Annotated in this window: 17 protein-coding genes; 11 read left to right on the top strand and 6 right to left on the bottom strand. The window is 36.4% G+C overall.

What is annotated here, in order from left to right; all coding sequences use genetic code 11:
• The first annotated feature begins 134 nt into the window (after positions 1-134).
• Entirely contained in the window at positions 135-1,073 is a 939-nt protein-coding gene (locus HCX49_RS02735; RefSeq protein ID WP_132841612.1) for a zinc dependent phospholipase C family protein, read from the top strand.
• Between the two features lie 92 nt (positions 1,074-1,165).
• Positions 1,166-3,064, top strand: coding sequence for a TonB-dependent receptor plug domain-containing protein (locus HCX49_RS02730; RefSeq protein ID WP_132841610.1), 1,899 nt, complete (start codon positions 1,166-1,168; stop codon positions 3,062-3,064).
• 35 nt (positions 3,065-3,099) lie between these two features.
• Here the strand turns inward: HCX49_RS02730 and HCX49_RS02725 are convergent, their stop codons facing one another.
• Genes HCX49_RS02725 through HCX49_RS02715 form a run of 3 tightly spaced genes read right to left on the bottom strand, consistent with a single transcriptional unit; the run spans position 3,100 to position 5,152 of the window.
• Entirely contained in the window at positions 3,100-3,822 is a 723-nt protein-coding gene (locus HCX49_RS02725; RefSeq protein ID WP_168126034.1) for a ThuA domain-containing protein, read from the bottom strand.
• A gap of 10 nt (positions 3,823-3,832) precedes the next feature.
• A complete protein-coding gene (gene aroB, locus HCX49_RS02720) occupies positions 3,833-4,897 on the bottom strand; it encodes a 3-dehydroquinate synthase (RefSeq protein WP_132841607.1) in 1,065 nt (354 codons plus the stop codon).
• 48 nt (positions 4,898-4,945) lie between these two features.
• Positions 4,946-5,152, bottom strand: a complete 207-nt coding sequence (locus HCX49_RS02715; RefSeq protein ID WP_168126033.1) for an RNA-binding S4 domain-containing protein — start codon at positions 5,150-5,152, stop codon at positions 4,946-4,948.
• A 93-nt stretch (positions 5,153-5,245) separates the two neighbouring features.
• Here HCX49_RS02715 and HCX49_RS02710 point away from each other — a divergent pair, with 93 nt between their 5' ends.
• Positions 5,246-6,439 (top strand): proline dehydrogenase family protein, encoded by a 1,194-nt coding sequence (locus tag HCX49_RS02710; protein WP_132771365.1) that lies wholly within the window; start codon positions 5,246-5,248, stop codon positions 6,437-6,439.
• Between the two features lie 40 nt (positions 6,440-6,479).
• The gene (locus tag HCX49_RS02705) at positions 6,480-7,091 is read left to right on the top strand and encodes an HAD family hydrolase (RefSeq protein ID WP_168126032.1); all 612 of its coding nucleotides are present in this window, start codon (positions 6,480-6,482) and stop codon (positions 7,089-7,091) included.
• On the opposite strand, the gene HCX49_RS02700 is transcribed toward HCX49_RS02705, so the two are convergent.
• Positions 7,088-8,434, bottom strand: a complete 1,347-nt coding sequence (locus HCX49_RS02700) for a hypothetical protein (protein ID WP_168126031.1) — start codon at positions 8,432-8,434, stop codon at positions 7,088-7,090. The two genes, HCX49_RS02705 and HCX49_RS02700, sit on opposite strands and share 4 nt — an antisense overlap.
• Positions 8,435-8,452: 18 nt before the next feature.
• Positions 8,453-9,058: an RNA polymerase sigma factor gene (locus tag HCX49_RS02695; protein WP_021191668.1), complete on the bottom strand. Its 606-nt coding sequence runs from the start codon at positions 9,056-9,058 to the stop codon at positions 8,453-8,455.
• Between the two features lie 233 nt (positions 9,059-9,291).
• Between HCX49_RS02695 and lysS the strand changes: the two genes are divergently transcribed.
• The 6 genes from lysS to coaA all read left to right on the top strand — a co-directional run bounded on the left by lysS (position 9,292) and on the right by coaA (position 15,409).
• Entirely contained in the window at positions 9,292-11,010 is a 1,719-nt protein-coding gene (gene lysS, locus HCX49_RS02690; protein WP_021191667.1) for a lysine--tRNA ligase, read from the top strand.
• Positions 11,011-11,196: 186 nt separating this feature from the next.
• Positions 11,197-12,252 carry a patatin-like phospholipase family protein gene (locus HCX49_RS02685; protein WP_132771361.1) on the top strand — a complete coding sequence of 352 codons (1,056 nt, stop codon included), beginning with the start codon at positions 11,197-11,199 and terminating at the stop codon, positions 12,250-12,252.
• A 31-nt stretch (positions 12,253-12,283) separates the two neighbouring features.
• On the top strand, positions 12,284-13,516 hold the full coding sequence (locus HCX49_RS02680; RefSeq protein ID WP_132771360.1) for a nucleoside recognition domain-containing protein: 1,233 nt from the start codon (positions 12,284-12,286) through the stop codon (positions 13,514-13,516).
• Between the two features lie 19 nt (positions 13,517-13,535).
• The gene (locus HCX49_RS02675; protein ID WP_021191664.1) at positions 13,536-13,913 is read left to right on the top strand and encodes a methylglyoxal synthase; all 378 of its coding nucleotides are present in this window, start codon (positions 13,536-13,538) and stop codon (positions 13,911-13,913) included.
• Positions 13,914-13,976: 63 nt separating this feature from the next.
• Positions 13,977-14,381 carry an OsmC family protein gene (locus HCX49_RS02670; RefSeq protein ID WP_132771359.1) on the top strand — a complete coding sequence of 135 codons (405 nt, stop codon included), beginning with the start codon at positions 13,977-13,979 and terminating at the stop codon, positions 14,379-14,381.
• Positions 14,382-14,443: 62 nt separating this feature from the next.
• The gene (gene coaA / locus HCX49_RS02665; protein ID WP_232789220.1) at positions 14,444-15,409 is read left to right on the top strand and encodes a type I pantothenate kinase; all 966 of its coding nucleotides are present in this window, start codon (positions 14,444-14,446) and stop codon (positions 15,407-15,409) included.
• On the opposite strand, the gene HCX49_RS02660 is transcribed toward coaA, so the two are convergent.
• Entirely contained in the window at positions 15,406-16,257 is an 852-nt protein-coding gene (locus tag HCX49_RS02660) for a mechanosensitive ion channel family protein (RefSeq protein WP_132771358.1), read from the bottom strand. The genes coaA and HCX49_RS02660 overlap by 4 nt on opposite strands.
• A 107-nt stretch (positions 16,258-16,364) precedes the next feature.
• On the opposite strand from HCX49_RS02660, the gene HCX49_RS02655 reads away from it, so the two are divergent.
• Positions 16,365-18,464, top strand: coding sequence for a heavy metal translocating P-type ATPase (locus tag HCX49_RS02655; RefSeq protein WP_168126030.1), 2,100 nt, complete (start codon positions 16,365-16,367; stop codon positions 18,462-18,464).
• The last annotated feature ends 109 nt before the right edge of the window (positions 18,465-18,573 follow it).

Below are 18,573 nucleotides of genomic sequence, written 5' to 3'. Positions count from 1 at the left end.
TTTATCGGCAAAATAAAAATTTTTCATGACAATAAAGTTAAATTTAGGTTACGTTTTTTGTTCTTAACAAAGAATACATTTAAAAATGCGAAGGATATTTTGTAACTTACTATTTATTAACCAATTGTTTCAACATGAAAGGATTATCAATTATAATCTCTTTATTTATTATATTTATAATATGTAGCTCATGGGGATTTTTTGCACATAAAAAAATTAATGAATATGCCGTTTATACCCTTCCTCCAACATTAGCTTCCTTTTATAAGAAAAATATTCTCTTAATTAGTTCAAAAGCCGTAGACGCAGATAAAAGATGCTATATAGATAGCCTTGAATCGCCCCGCCATTATATCGATATTGATGATTATAACGAGCCCTCGATTGACTCGATCCCCATTCACTGGACAAAAGCCAAAGAAAAATATCAGGAAAAACAGCTCTTGTTAAATGGAATTGTCCCTTGGCAAATATCATTTTCCTACCATAAACTCGTCAAAGCATTTAAATTCAAAGATATTAGACAAATCATCCGTCATTCTGCAGACCTGGGGCACTATATTGGTGATGCTCATGTTCCTTTACATACAACCAAAAATTATAACGGACAATTAACCAACCAAATTGGAATACATGCATTTTGGGAAAGTCGTTTACCCGAAATGTTTGTCAAAGAGTATTCATTTATAAAAGGTCCAGCAAAATTTATTGAAGATCCATTGCATACCTCCTGGAATATCGTCAAACAAAGTAACTTGCTTGTTGACTCAGTACTTGCACTTGAAAAACAACTGGATAAATCTTTTTCAAAACATCAAAAATATTCCTTTATAGAGCGAAATAATCTACTGATCAGAACCTATTCCGATGAATATGCCAGGGCCTATCATACTGCCCTCAATGGCATGGTTGAAAAAAGAATGGCTAGTGCTATACAACAAGTGGGGTCATTCTGGTATTCTGCTTGGGTTGAGGCCGGACAACCAGACCTCAAAAATCTACAAAAAGTAACGATAGATGACCAGCCCCTTGATATCAATAATAAAAAAAATATGGGCAGAGAAGAACTATAAAACAACCGGACTATATACTTATTAAAAACTGGCACCCTGCAATTAAACAATACATACCTACTTTTGTCCGGTAAATTTTAAGAAGAGCCATAATGAGTAAGAATTTAACGCTATTAGCATTATCCTTAGTTGGATATTCTTATGCTTTTAGTCAAGAAGTAACTAATAATAAGACGTTAACTTTAAAAGATACTACAAATTTAAATGAAGTTATCATTAATCAGAACCGTCTACAGATTCCATTCTCTAAGCAGACCAGAAACATTCAAATTATAACGCAAGAAGATATTAAACGTCTTCCCGCAAAGTCTGTTAATGAACTTTTAGCTTATATTAATGGTGTGGATATCCGCCAAAGAGGTCCTTTCGGTTCACAGGCAGACGTCACAATCGATGGCGGATCATTTGAACAGACCTTGATCCTACTAAATGGAGCAAAAATATCAGATCCACAAACTGCCCATCACTCCCTTAATCTTCCCATTCCTACCGACGCTATTGAACGGATCGAGATCATTAAAGGACCAGCATCCCGTATTTATGGAATCAACAGCCTAACCGGGGCTATTAATATTGTCACAAAAACAGTCTCAGAAAATCTGATCAGTGCACAGGCGTATACCGGCACTTCTTTTAAAAACAGTGAGGATACACAAAACGGAAAATATTACGGCAAGGGTTTTCAATTGGGATTTACCCATAAAATTGCACAATTCAGTCAGCAGCTGTATTTAGGCCATGAAGATTCCAATGGTCAACGCTATAATACAGCTTCAAAAAACAATAAAATCTATTACCAAGGAGCGTATGCACCCGACTCTCTAAATAATATATCGACCTCATTCGGGTATATTGACAATCAATTTGGAGCCAACGGATATTATGCTGCCCCCGGAGACAAAGAATCCTACGAATTGGTGAAAACAGCTTTTGCAACTATACAGTCCAAACATAAACTATCCAATGCACTAACGATATCTCCTAGAATTTCGAACAGATACAACGAGGATGATTACCGTTATTTCAGACATGACCTGAGCAAAGCAAGAAGCCAGCACTACAACAATGCCTTTATGGCCGAATTAAATGCCACATACGAACAGAATTATGGCTCATTCGGCCTTGGAGTTGAAAGCAGATTCGAAAATATCAACAGTTCAAACATCGGTAAGCACAGCCGCGAGAATTATGGTGCTTATGTCGAATTTAAAACTGAAATGATCAAAAATTTATTTATTAATGTAGGTACCTACCTCAATTATAATAGTGACTACAACTGGCAGGTTTTCCCTGGAATAGATCTTGGATATGATATCAATAATCATTGGAAATTGATTTTTAATGCAGGATCGAGCCAAAGGATACCCTCATTTACAGATCTTTACTTAAATCAGAGACCTGCAAACATTGGAAATTCTTCACTTCAAGCCGAAAGAGCAAAACAAGTTGAAGGAGCTATAAAATATACCAGTGGAAATGTTATTGCACAGGCAGGGTATTTTTATAGAACAATTAATGATTTTATTGATTGGACACGTAATCTGAACACTGAGCCTTGGCAGCCTCAAAACATGGACAATAATGAAGTCCAGGGATTTAACGTCAATTTCCGTATTAATATTAATCCTCAGAATTCCATTACAAAGTATTATGCTGTTATCGGATACAGCTATTTGAATCCCAGAATAAAAAATAATACTACAGAAAATAATTTATCAAAGTACACTATTGAAAGCCTAAGAAATCAGGCAAACCTAAACTTTACTATAAGTCACAGGGATTGGAGTTTTACCACTGCCAATCGTTTTAACGAACGTTTATCTTACAAATCGTACTTTATTTCAGACGTACGTTTAGCACGTCAAATCGACAAGTTAAATCTTTATGTTGACGCGCAAAATCTATTTAATGTCAAATATATAGAGGCCGGAGCTGTACCCATGCCAGGTACCTGGTATTCCTTAGGTGCCAAATATACAATTGCTTATTGAAAAAAATAGGTCAGCCTAACTAGACTGACCTATTTTTATTTCTTTTTCAGGACATATCGGAGACCTCCCAAAACATGGGTCTGAAATTTTTCCTCATCAAAAGCCTCTAAGGTGTGACCTAATCCCGTATAGAATGATCGGCCTCCATCAAATTCCTGATACCACGCAATTGGATGAAATTTCCCCATCTTTCCCCCTTTGTAACTTGTTTCATCCAAATCCATCAAAATATGAAGCCCCTCCTTTACCGATTTAAAATCATACCATTCATCGCGGTGAAACCATATCTTTGGTAAATGCTTTGTCGCAAGATGCTTCTGGTTTACAACCCGGATTTGAGCATCCTGAACGGCCGGATGTGAAGAAAAATACCCCCCCACAAGTTGTCCGTACCAAGACCAGTTAAATTCCGTATCACTTGCAGCATGTATACCTAAAAAACCTTTACCTGATTGAATAAAACGGACAAAAGCAGCTTTTTGACTTTCATTAAAAATATCACCCGTTGTACTCAGAAAAACTAAAGCATCATATCGCGAAAGAATAGAATCCGTAAACAATTGACTGTCCTCAGAATGATCTACTAGCATATTTTTTGAAGATATCAATTGCTTTAAAACAGCAACCCCATGCTCTATACTTTCATGTCTAAATCCAGTAGTTTTTGAAAAAATCAAAATTCTTTCCTGCGCACTCAATTGGGTAACAAAGAAAATAGTGAAGAGAAATGATACTCTTTTAATTATGCTGCACATCATGTTGTTAGGTTTATGCGATTAAATTACGATAAAAATCTAAACTTTCTATAATTAAGTCTTCCGTAACAAAAATATCATAATCACAAGAACCAATTTTATTCAATAAAGCGAAACCAATCTGATTAGAATGATTTTTCTTATCATTATTCATTAAACTCAACAATTCATGATCAATAGAATCATCAAATTGATAATCAGCAAAATTCTTTCTAAACGTTGTTATTAAATCCTCTAATTCTTCTAATGAAAGACCATTCAATTTATGTGACAGATAGCCTTCGCAAATCATACCGACAGCAATAGCCTCGCCATGTAGCAACGAATGTTCATCATGAAGTAAAGAATAACCTTCTATTGCATGACCAATAGTATGCCCAAAATTTAAGATTTTCCGTAAACCCTTTTCTGTTGGATCCTGGGTTATGACCGTGTTTTTAACCCCAACGGAATGTCTCACATGCTCGGTCGTTATAGCCGAAACATCCAAATTTTTAACCTTATTATAGTACGCCCCATCAAAAATTAATCCGTGCTTGATAACCTCCGCAAAACCAGAAACCAACTGTCTTCTTTCCAATGTTTTCAAAAACACACTAGCGATAAAGACAGCCTGTGGCTGCGTAAAAGTCCCGATTATATTTTTATAATTATCTAAATCTATTCCCGTCTTACCACCTACAGATGCATCCACTTGAGACAATAATGTTGTCGGAATCTGAATAAAGTCAATACCACGTTTAAAAGTAGAAGCCGCAAATCCCCCCATATCCGTGACCACACCACCACCTAAGTTAATCAACAGACTATGTCTGTCAGCCCCAAAGTCAAGCATTGTTTTCCATACACCGATACAGAAATCAATATTCTTATTTTCTTCACCAGGATCAACCTCAATCACATCGTAGTTTCCCAATTCAGCTAAAATTGGCTGTACAACAGGCATACAGTTATCATTGGTATTGCGATCAACTAAGACAAAAATCTTTGAGTAATTTCGTTCCTGTATAAAGGTTTTTAGAGACTGTAATGAGTCATCAAAGACTACTTGATAGCCTAAACTTTCTATAAATTGCATTTCTAATGGATTCAGTTTACGTTTTTTATAAACAAATTTTGTTATATCTTATACCAATTTTACTTGTTGACCCTCAAACTCGACGATATCATCGGGTCTAACTTTCATTCTTTTCCTATACTCTACCTGACCATTAACGGTCACCATCCCCTCAGTAACAACTAACTGAGCCATAGCACCATGCTCTACCCAATTTAAAGCTTTAAGTAACTGAATTAACGGAATATATCCTCCTTCGATTTTGAATGTTTGCATAAAGCAAAAATAAGTTAATATTTCAGGAATCTCCTAATCAATAAGTGGTAATATTTTTGAATTTAGTACATTTGTGTGGATTAGATTAAAATAATGACACAGATTGCTGAACCCAGAAAACTATCTTTTGATAATACAGAAATTGCATTCAAAAGTAAAACCGATAAAGATTTAGATCGTGCTTATTTACTGTATAAAGTAATAGCAAGTAATTTCTTAGTAAAAGTCGGACCTCCAATTACTAATTTTGCTCTAAATATCGGACTACCTATCCAAGGAATCATTAAGTCAACCATTTTCAAACAGTTTTGCGGTGGCGAAACAATTGAAGGTTGTACATCTGCAATCAATCACCTAGGAGAAAACAATGTGGGTACAATCCTGGATTATTCTGTAGAAGGAGAAGATACTGAGGCCGCATTTGATGCTACTTTTAAAGAAACATTACGCACAGTAGTTGCTGCAAAAACAAATAAATACATCCCTTTTTCAGTATTCAAACCTACAGGGCTTGGCCGTTTCGAATTATTTGAGAAAGTAAACGCAAACGAAACGTTAACAGAAGCAGAGCAAGCAGAGTACAACAGAATGTACGATCGATGTGATGAAATCTGTAAAGCCTGTTACGAAGCTAATGTTAAAGTATTAATTGATGCTGAACACTCTTGGATTCAAGATGCCATTGATGACATAGCCCGCGATATGATGGAAAAATACAATAAAGAACAACCTATTGTATACAACACCTATCAATTGTACAGACATGATAAATTAGCCTCTTTAAAAGCTGATTTTGATTATGCAAAAACACAAAACTTCTTTTTAGGTGCAAAAATCGTACGTGGTGCCTATATGGAAATTGAAAGACAGAGAGCAGCTGAAAAAGGTTACCCATCTCCTATTCAACCTACAAAAGAAGCAACAGACAAAGATTACGATGCCGCTATTCATTTCATACTGGATCATATCGATCGCTTTGGTGTTATGGCAGGCACACACAATGAAGCAAGTAGTCTTTTGTTAGCAAATGAGCTTGACAGACGTGGAATAGATCATAGAAGCGACCGTATATTTTTCGCACAATTGTTGGGTATGTCAGATAATTTAACATTTAATTTATCTGAATCAAACTACAACGTTGCAAAATATATGCCTTACGGACCGATAAAAGCTGTTATGCCTTATTTATTCCGTAGAGCACAAGAAAACACATCAGTAGCTGGTCAAACAGGTCGAGAGCTGGGGTTAATCATTAAAGAGAAACAAAGAAGAAAAGCTAGTCGTTAAGACTAGCTTTTTTATAAATTTGTACCTTCAATAATCAGATATGTCACCCGAATCAATAGAGAAATTCAATAAACTCAATAAAATAGCAGAACCATACGACGTCTTACTTTTTGATGTCGATGGAACCTTAGCTGACAATATAAGTGCGCATAAAGCAGCCTACGTAGCTACAGCAGCAGAATACAATGTCCTGTTGGATGATAGTCTAATCGACGAAACCGCAGGATGGCCAACCATAGCTGTTGCAAAAGAAATCTGTATCCGCTATAACACCACTTTTGATGTTCATGAATTTTCAAAAAGAAAATCAGCCATCTTTATAGAACAGTTCATCCAGCAGACACAACCTATTGATTATGTTGTCGAACATCTAAAATACCAGATTGGAAAGAAACGTATTGCGGCTGTTTCTGGAGGAACCAGATCAACATTAAACATCACACTAACCGTCCTTGGAGTACTTGATAAATTGGAAACCTTGGTGTGTGCCGGTGATACTCCTAATGGAAAACCATCGCCTGAGCCATTTTTATTAGCGGCCGAGAAGCTTCAGGTTGACCCTGCTAAGTGTTTAGTTTACGAGGACGGAATCCCAGGAGTACAAGGAGCTTTGGCTGCTGGAATGGGTGCTGTTCGTATTGATCTGCTTTAAAAACTCGTTACAACCTTTAAACCTCCATTGGTATAATTAAAGTCAGTAGATTTAAGACCCCCAACAGGAAGTTTGACAAATGGCTCTACGGCTATGGACAACTTCTTACCTACTGTCATCTTTTTTCCAATGGAGAGATTAACAAATCCATTAAAATCATTCGTATTTACAGCACTTCCTTTAAATGTTTGTTTAACGTTTTCAGGAGAAGATACCGCCTGACCATTATTAGCCGAAGTATTCTCATTGATGCCATTTACAAAATAATTTTCTTGTGTCTGATCCAAAACCCCCACGTAGGACACCCCAACGGAAGTGTAGAATGATTTACTTACATGATAACGCACATCTACCGGAATATCAATCGTTAAAAGTTTATTATTAACAGCACTTAATTCTTTATCGACAGTTTGTCTAGCCAAAAGTAAAGATTCATTATTTTTCATGACAGGACTATTAGAAACAGCATCATTAAACGCCATGCCAGCTGACTGCACTGCTCCTAAGTTATTTTGTCGATCTACTCCGGCCCCATACTGCTGCATAGAAACGCCTGAACGTATACTGATCTTATCGGTAATTTGGTACGCTAAACTTAATCCCCCCCCCATACTCATCTTATCGACTGTTGAAGACGGAGCCACAAATGCGCCTACCTCCCACTTCTTTATGGCAGATGCAAAATCATGTTTATCGGAATTCAAATTGAATATAGAACCCAGTTTTTCCAATTTCTGAGCAATAGAACTGTTTCCTTCTCCCTCTTTTCTAACGGTATTAGTATTTTGCGCTAGATTATTATTTTTAACTTCTTGCTTCTTAACCTCAACAAGTTCGTTACCACTTTTAGAAGTCATATCAACTGGTTCTTGTTTTACATCATTATCTGTGAAAATTTGCGTAGTCGCTTCCAAAAGATGATCGATAGAAGCAATAGCATGTTCAATTTTGTCTTTGACTATGCTACGTTGATCAGAAGAAGCATCAATAAGCTGTTTCGGTGAATGATCTAATTTCAAAATAGGGGTATCATCCTTATTTGTTTCAACAGTATTTGTTTCAACAGTTAATTTATCTGTATCCAATTTTGTCTCTACCGGTAAGTTTGCAACAATTGCCCCATGATTGACAGCGGACTGATTTAAATACAAAAATGAAGCACTAGCAAAGAGCAGCACAGCAGCAGCTGCACTCCAATACTTCCAGTTCGTTTGCTTCTTAGAAACAAGAGATACATCATGTGACGCAAATTTTTCCCATGCACCTTCCGAATAAGGAAGCTCATGAGCTTTCATTTTGTCGACGATATGGTCTATTAATTCCTTATTTTTTTCTTTTGCCATTTTACACGCTACTTCTTGTTATTTAAATTCCTGTCTTATCTTATGTTGTTCCAAATAAAGCATCCTTAACTTTTGCTTTGCTCGAGTAAGATAAGTACGGGAAGTACTATCCGGGATATGCAACTGCTTTGCAATTTCATCATGCGAAAAACCCTCGATCTCATAAAGATTAAAGATGACACGCTGCAATTCTGGTAAAGAATCGAGCAACTTCATAATATCATCAACCTCTAGATTACTGGAGTTATATACCCTTGGCACATCAAGACTGCCCTCAGCTACATCTTCTAAAGAAGTCATCTCCTTTTTTGAGCGCAGAAAATCAATTGAAATATTAGCTGCAATTCTCCCTATCCATGACCGAAATGATTTCTCCAAAACATCATCCTCAACCAAATGGTTAAAAGAATCCAATCGTCTAAAAATCCGAATAAAAGACTCATTCGTTAATTCTTCAGCATCCACATCAGATTTAACATAGCGAATAATAATAGCCATCAAATATCCATAGTACTTTTTATAGACAAAAGCCTTCCCCTGCTCACGATTTCGTAAACAATCCTCCAGTGCACTTTTAAGTGTTACTTGTTTTTGCTTTTTTAAGTATGTTTGAATAATATTCACTCAATAAGACTATATTAATCCTTAATCTTCATCTAAAATAATACTTTCTGAATTAAGATTATGAAAGTCTTTCTTTTAATTTCTGCCATGCTGTTTTTTAAGTACATCTTCATAACGATACCGTATTACAAAACGCTACACCGTATTTTATAAATATTATATTGTTTTCACCTCTCATAAATGCAAAAAAAAAGCTATTTTTGTTCGATTTTTATATTATTTAATCCTTACCAATGAGTACTGTATTATCCGAACAGGAACAATTAAGAAGACAGGCATTGCAATCTCTAATAGATTTGGGTATCGACCCATATCCAGCTGAAGAGTTTGAGATCAATGCAAATGCTACTGATATATTAGAAAATTACGATAGAGATAAGCTTAACTATAAGAATATAAGCATTGCAGGACGTATCATGAGCCGTCGTGTTATGGGAAATGCGTCGTTCTTCGAAATTCAAGATAGTTCAGGCCGTATTCAAGCTTACATCAAACGTGATGACATTTGTCCTGATGAGGATAAAACGATGTATAATATCGTTTTTAAGAAATTATTAGATATTGGTGATATCGTTGGTATTAAAGGCTATGTTTTCACAACCCAGACAGATGCCATCTGTGTACATGTTGAAAAACTGACTGTATTATCTAAATCATTACGCCCTCTTCCAATCGTTAAAACTGCAGAAGGAAAAACATATGATGCATTCACAGATCCCGAATTGCGTTATAGAATGCGTTATGTCGATCTAGTAGTTAACCCGCAGAACAAAGAGATCTTTGTAAAAAGAACAAAATTGTTTAGTGCAATGCGTAATTTCTTTAATGACGCAGGTTATATGGAGGTTGAGACTCCAGTATTGCAATCCATCCCTGGCGGTGCTGCGGCCCGTCCATTTATCACACATCACAATGCTTTAGATATGCCTTTATATTTGCGGATTGCAAATGAGTTATATCTAAAACGCCTAATTGTGGGCGGTTTTGATGGTGTTTACGAGTTTTCAAAAAACTTCAGAAATGAAGGTATGGACCGTACTCACAATCCAGAATTCACAGCAATGGAGATCTATGTAGCTTATAAAGACTACAACTGGATGATGAAATTCACAGAACAATTGCTAGAACATTGTGCAATTGCTGTAAACGGCACCACCAAAGCGACATTTGGAGAACATGAAATCGACTTCCGTGCACCTTATAAGAGAATCACAATGGCCGATTCGATTAAAGAGTTCACAGGTTTTGATATTACAGGAAAATCTGAACAAGAAATTTTCGAAGCAGCCAAAGGAATGGGAATTCCGGTCAATAATACCATGGGTAAAGGCAAGTTAATTGATGAGATTTTTGGCGAAAAATGTGAAGGTAAATACATTCAGCCTACATTTATCACAGATTACCCTAAAGAAATGTCGCCATTAACAAAAAAACATCGCGACAATCCCGAAATCACAGAACGCTTTGAGTTAATGGTATGTGGTAAAGAAATTGCAAATGCATATTCGGAGTTAAATGATCCGATCGACCAACGTGAGCGTTTTGAAGCACAAATGGCCTTATCAGCACGTGGCGATGACGAAGCCATGTTTATCGATCAAGATTTCTTACGTGCATTAGAATATGGAATGCCTCCAACATCAGGATTAGGCATTGGTATGGATCGTTTAATTATGTTCCTGACCAACAATGCCTCTATTCAGGAAGTATTATTTTTCCCGCAAATGCGACCAGAAAAAATAGTAACAGTAGCTTCGACAGAAGATTATGTTGCATTGGGTATTCCAGCAGAATGGGTTCCTGTTTTACAAAAAATGGGTTTCAATACTATACCGGAATTAAAAGAAGCTAATCCTAATAAAGTATTCAATGACCTTGGGGGTATGCGTAAAAAAATGAAATTAGAAATCACCATGCCAACAAAAGACGAGGTCTTGGCATGGTTTGCATAAATAATTAGTTTGTACAGAAGCTGGCTATCCAAAAGGTAGCCGGCTTCTGTTTTTGTAAAAAACGTGTAAAGAATTGTTTACACAGCTCGCTGTGCCTACCAACGCGCATTATCCTAACCACAAAAACAAAGAGTCATCAATTTTTTAATTTATTTAATACTACTTTTAAAGTATAAACATTAAAAAATGAAAAATATACTTTCCATAGATGGTGGTGGAATAAGAGGTATAATACCTGCTCTAGTATTGGTCGTTTTAGAAGAAATTCTTCAGAAGAAGAGCAATGACCCGGATGCACGAATTGCAGAATATTTCGATTTTATTGCAGGAACTAGTACTGGAGGTATCTTAGCCTGCATTTTATTATACCCAAGTGAGGAAAATCCTTCAAAACCTAAGTTTTCTGCTAAAGAGGCATTAGATCTGTACGTATCCCACGGCACTGATATTTTCAAAACAACAAGATGGAGACGCTTTCTAAGTGAATTCGGGCTGGTGAGTGAATTATATTCAGCTACCGCATTAGAGAATGTATTACATGAATATTTTGGCGACACCAAACTAAGCCAACTAATAAAACCCTGTATTATAACAGCCTATAATATTGAACTCCGGAAAAATCATTTTTTTAGACAGCAAAAAGCTATTACACACGGAATAGCACGAGACTTCTATCTAAGAGATGTCTGCAGAGCGACCTCTGCCGCACCTACCTATTTTTCTGTTGCGGAGATTTATTCCATTGCAGGTACAAGATTTCCATTGGTAGACGGTGGTATGGTGGCTCAAAACCCATCCATTTGCGCTTTGATTGAAGTGATGAAAGCTTTTGAAGATACAGAAATAAACGATCTGTTTATGGTCTCATTAGGCACCGGGGTTGCAAAAAAAGCTTATAACTATGAGCATTTTAAGAAAAAACTGGCCATTACCATTGGTCCAGCTTTAGTCGATATTATGACAAGTGCCTCTGCAGAGAGTACCGAATTTTTTATTGAACAACTGTTTCAATTCAATAGAAAATCCAAAAACTACATCCGACTAGAGCCAACAAATATGTCAAGTGTTGAGTCCTCCATGGATGCGGCATCCAAAAACAACATCCAAAAACTTATCTCGCTAGCAGATAGACTGATGAGCGAAAATGAATTTCAACTCACCAAGATAGTGGATCATCTAATAAAAGAAAAAGAGGCAAAAAACAAGAAAAATCCGTGGTCTAAGTTGATGGATAGGTTGTAAAAGTTTACATTTACGCATATTTTAAATCTATATGGCACTGAATATCGTTTGGATCTCATTTTTTGTAATTGCGTTCATCGTTGCTTTGATCAAGCTTATTTTCTTTGGAGACACCGAAATTTTCATGAAAATTATCAATGGCATGTTTGACAGTGCTAAAAACGGTGCAGAAATCTCCTTAGGTCTCGTCGGCATGATGACATTCTGGTTAGGCATCATGAAAGTGGGTGAAAAAGCAGGAATGATTACCTTATTTGCAAAAGCTGTAAATCCATTTTTCAGCAAGCTCTTCCCTGGAATCCCAAAAAACCATCCTGCAAACGGCTCTATTATTATGAATTTTTCAGCCAATATGCTAGGTTTAGATAATGCGGCAACACCGGTCGGACTAAAAGCAATGCAGGAACTGCAAGAACTTAATCCAGAAAAGGATACCGCGACGAATGCACAAATTATGTTCTTAGTGCTCAATACCGCTGGAATAGCACTTATTCCAACATCGGTAATTGCTCTAAGAATGGCCAATGGAGCAGCAAACCCCGCAGATATTTTTATTCCAGCTTTGATAGGAACCTTTATTTCGTTTATATCAGGGATGATCGCTGTTGCATTCTTTCAAAAAATAAACCTCTTTAAACTACCCATCCTGATATTCCTAGGCAGTTTCATTGTCATGATGGCTGGCCTATATTTTGGTTTAAATGGCCTGCCTCCAGAAAAAATTGAAATTGTAACCGGACTAATCGGTGGTGTTTTAATTTTTTCCATCATCATCCTATTTATCGTTTACGGCGCGTTTAAAAAACTAAATGTTTACGATGCCTTTATAGATGGTGCAAAAGACGGATTTAAAACATCCATCATGATCATCCCCTTTTTAATCGCCATACTGGTGGCTATATCTGCTTTCCGAACAACAGGATGTATGGACTATATTGTGAATGCAATCGGTTCTTGTTTCGCTTATTTTGGCTTGGACACACGTTTCGTACCAGCTCTTCCAGTAGGATTAATGAAAACATTAAGTGGTGGTGGCGCTAGAGGACTTATGGTCGATGTCATGCAGGCATATGGAGCAGATTCGTTTCAAGGACGACTTGCCAGTGTTATCCAAGGTTCCTCCGAAACAACTTTTTACGTTCTAGCAGTATATTTTGGCTCTGTAGGCATTAAAAACACTAGACATGCGCTTATATGTGGCTTAATTGCCGATCTTGTGGGACTAATTGCAGCTATTATTTTAGCGTACATCTTTTTTGGTTAAACTTTAATCTTTCAATAACATGAAAAAAACAATTGCTTTAATTGCACACGATGGTAAAAAACCAGAAATGGTTGCCTTTGTAAAAGACCATATTGAATTCTTAAAAAAAGCTCATCTAGTCGCGACAGGCACCACCGGTTCTTATGTAAAACAAACAGGACTCGAAGTCGAATTAAAGTTAAGCGGACCTATGGGCGGAGATGCACAGATTGCAGCATTAGCTGCAGAAGGTAAAGTAGATGGAATCATTTTTTTCAGAGATGCATTAGGTAAACATGCACATGAACCCGATATTCAGATGCTGATGCGGGTTTGTGATTTGTACAACGTACCATTAGCAACCAATCCCGCAACTGGAAGCCTCATTATCGAAGGTCTACTGGAAGATGAACTATAACCAGGAATTTAATATTCACTTCATAAATTCCTAATCCCCTTATTATTTTTTATATTTAGAGATATGAATGATAATGAAATCTTAGTAACAATAGGTAATACGCCATACACAACAACAATCAAGCATGGAAATAATACGCTAATTGCAGATGAACCTGAAGAATTAGGAGGTCAAGATGAAGGATTCAATCCGCCTGCCCTTTTACTATCTTCATTGGGTTCATGTAAAGCAATGACAGTAAAGATGTATGCTGACCGCAAAAAATGGGATTTACAGGAGGTAAATATTAAACTTTCATACGAAATTTTAAAAAGTGAACTGCAACAGACCACCTATATCAAATGTCATGTTTCTCTTAAAGGAAATCTAGATAAAGATCAAAAAGACAGACTTCTCCAAATTTCAGAAAAATGTCCTATTCACAAAATTCTTTCTAATCCGATTATTATTTCTTCCAACCTGATCTAAAAAAATCAATTAGAATTTTTGATTATATCCACGAGATGCTATATTTGTCGCCACAAAGAATCATGAACATGCAAAATGAACAGCACACTCCTATTGACTCTCCTTTTACTTCAATAAAAAGAGAAAATTGGAAAAAACTGAACGGTCACTTTAAGCACACATTTTCGCAACACGACTTGGATCAATTGCATGCACTTAATGAACCATTGAATGCAGAAGAAATCGAAGATGTCTATTTCCCTTTAAGTCATCTCTTGGGTATTCATATTGAACGGTTTCAAGATTTACACAGAAGCACAAATCATTTTTTCGAAAAAAATGAAAGTACGCTTCCCTTTATTATTGGTATTGCTGGCTCTGTAGCTGTAGGTAAAAGTACAACAGCACGTGTATTGCAACGCGTCCTGACTTTATTGCCCAGTAAACCAAAAGTAGATTTAGTAACGACTGATGGATTTCTGTACCCGAATCATATCCTGAATGAAAGAGGCATAATGAATCGTAAAGGTTTTCCGGAAAGTTACGATGCTAAAAAATTAATACAGTTCCTTTCCGCTATAAAATCAGGCATGGGATCACTTTCGGTACCCCTGTACAGCCATTTAGAATATGATGTCTTACCTGATGACCAGCAACAGCTGATCCATCATCCTGATATCTTAATCGTCGAAGGCATTAATGTACTGCAGGTCAATTCGCAAAGACCACGAAAAGGACATAGTGTATTCGTGTCAGATTTTTTTGACTATACCATATATGTTCATGCCAGCGAAAAAAACTTATTAGAGTGGTATACCAACAGGTTTGAATCTTTAAGACGTACAGCATTTCAAAATCCGGCCTCATTCTTTCACAAATATGCCGACATGAATACTGAAGAAAGTATCCAGATGGCACATCAGATCTGGAATGAGATCAACAAACCAAATCTGGTCCAGAATATTTTACCAACACGGTACCGCGCTGATCTAATTTTAGAAAAAGGCAGTCATCACTTTGTTAAAAATGTAAAGGTCCGTAAGATTTAATCTTCCCGCGTACGAAATAATAAAATCTCATTTAAAATTTCATTCTGAATCTGATAATGTAATTTATTGCTACTCGATATGGTATTGAGCTCAATCTTATATTTCACAAAGTCCTTACCGATTTCGGCAACTTTTATTTTAAATAAATCGTCCCAGATAATATTCTTATTTATTTTCAGGATAGGTCTTAAATGATTTTCAACAGATTGGACATGCAACGGTTTTTCTAAAGGAAGTTCAAATTTAACGATCAGTTTATTCGACTTTTGAGAAGATTTATTGACCATCGTTGATGTGAATATCAAATTATTTGGTATTAGCACAACATCATCATCTTCATCACGAACGACAATATTTGCCAAAGTAATATCAACAATTTTACCCTGATAATTACTAATTTTAATATGGTCTCCAATGGAAAATTGATCAGAAAACATAACCAGCAATCCACTGATCATATTGGTAATATACTCCCTAAATATAACCGCAATAGCCATCGCAACGATGGTCATGCTGGTTATAAACTCCTTAGGATCAATTCCCAGCGCAACCATCAACGTAATCACAATCATACCAGCATTCAATACTGTAGCAACCCGGGAAATACCCAGTACAAAATTTCCTCTCACATCATGGTTTGCATGTTTACGGTTATACAGCGAAACAATCAAGAACCGGCCGATTGAGATCAACAGATTGGCGGTCAAAAAAGTATTTAAAGCATAAGCAAAGTGAAGAATAATCTTGTTTTTCTCGTAAAAAGAGGCTAAACCGACAAAAGAATAGCTTAAAGCTATCCACACAGCACAACGAAATACAAAAGATAGGGATAATTTATTTTTAACCATTGAAATCTAATTTTCTTTAGGAACTAAACTAATCATTTTTCATTCAATACAAAAAAATGATACTCCTAAAAATAAGTATATTTGCAAAAGACCAATGGTCGAAAAATATGAACGAAGAAACAACAACAGTAGAGCTTACAGTTACAGGAATGCATTGTACAAACTGTGCAATTGCTATTCATCAATATTTAGAAAAAAAAGAGGCAAAAGATATATTTGTCGACTTTGCATCTGATGAAGTTAAATTCTCAGGAATAACGGCAAAAGAACTTCCCGAAATAACAAAAGGGATTGAAAATTTAGGTTTTCAGGTCCTGACTGATGAAAGTCCAAAGGAATCATTTTATAAAAAAATAGAAACCAAATTTTGGTTCAGTCTATTTTTTACGCTTCCTCTCTTTGCACATATGTTTATACAACACCCTTTGTTGCATGACCCATACATCCAGCTCGGACTCTGTGCTCCCGTATTTCTGCTCGGTTTTTTTCATTTTGGTAAAAGTGCGTTTTACTCCCTTAAAAATGGCATGCCAAATATGGACGTGCTCATATTTATAGGTGCAACAGCTGCATTCACGTACAGCCTCATCGGCACCCTCAATCACCTAGGCCCAGATTATATGTTCTATGAAACTTGCGCAACAATCATCACGCTCGTTCTATTGGGAAATCTATTTGAAAAAAAATCCGTAAAAAAAACAACATCTGCAATCGGAGACCTTATTAAGATTCAAAATGTAACCACAACAAAAATCACAGCAGATCTAGAAGAGATCATCCATACAAGAGATGTTAAACAAGGCGATGTTTTACTGATCAAATCAGGAGATCTTATTCCAGTTGATGGAGATATTATTGAAGGAGATGGCTTTGTCAATGAATCCATGATTACAGGAGAAAGCCTACCCGTTTTCAAAGATAGATATGCAACCGTCATCGGCGGAACAACACTAACAGAAGGCAATATAAAAATCACGGCCACCAAAGTTGGACGTAAAACCGTCCTTTCCCAAATTATCGCACTGATCAAGGAAGCACAATCAAAAAAACCACCTATTCAAAAACTCGGTGATAAAGTTGCATCATACTTCGTACCCTTTGTGGTCGTCATCGCCATTTTCACCTTTTTTATCACTTACTTTATAGCCGAAATATCACTACAGCAATCATTAATGAATGCCATTGCAGTACTTGTCGTCTCCTGCCCGTGCGCGATGGGTCTAGCGACCCCAACTGCTGTCATGGTAGGTTTAGGAAGAGCCGCTAAAATGGGAATTTTAATTAAGGGAGGTGATACAATTGAAGAGATGTCGGATCTTAAATATATGGTATTCGATAAAACTGGCACTTTAACTACCGGAGATTTCAATATCAAAGCGATCCAAACGTTTGGAATAGAACAAAAACAAGTAGAATCAATCATTGCACAATTAGAAGGCTATTCAAATCATCCTATAGCAAAGTCCATCAGACAGCACATGAAAGAAGTAAAAGCCTACCGCATTGTCTTTCAAGATGTCAAAGAGATTAAAAGCGAAGGACTTTACGCTACAGATACAAATAGTAATGTGTATAAATTAATCAATGCACGTTTAGGAAAAGTAGATTATTCAAACCGCTACGACTTAATTCTATCCATTAATGATGTCGTAGTTGCAGGCTTAGTGATTGAAGATCAAATAAAACCTTATGCAAAAGAACTCATTCAAGCCATTAAAGGCAAAAATATAACCCCAGTAATATTAAGTGGTGACCGAAAAAGTAAATGTGACCTAGTCGCTCAAAAACTTGGAATAGCAGAAGTTTATTCCGATCGCAATCCTGAAGAGAAATTGAATATTATCAACAAACTTAAAAAAGCAGGTATTACAGCAATGGTCGGCGACGGTATAAATGATGCTCCTGCCCTGACAACAGCCCACGTCGGTATCTCTCTAGGTGACGCAAGTCACATTGCGATACAATCTGCTAAAATAATTCTTTTGAATTCCGATCTAAAATCGATTGAAAATCTATTACTTATCGGAAGGCACACACTGCAAACGATCAAAGAAAATCTTTTCTGGGCATTTGCCTATAATATCATCGCAATACCGCTCGCAGCAATGGGATTTTTAGGCCCCATGCTCGCCGCCTTCTCAATGGCTTTCTCCGATGTTATTGTCATCGGCAATTCACTTCGTCTTCGTTTTAAAAAACTGCGGTAACAAGCAATTGACCGCATTTAAATCTTTTTTAAATCAATAAAAAAATAGACTATTTTTTTCACTATCTTGAACCTCAAAACATTCGCTTTTGAGGTTATTTTTTTGTAAC

Source organism: Sphingobacterium sp. B16(2022), from assembly GCF_012030425.1.
In the GTDB taxonomy this organism is placed as follows: domain Bacteria; phylum Bacteroidota; class Bacteroidia; order Sphingobacteriales; family Sphingobacteriaceae; genus Sphingobacterium; species Sphingobacterium anhuiense.
Note: the sequence above shows the minus strand (reverse complement) of the source record. Positions and strands in the feature narration are given on the sequence as shown.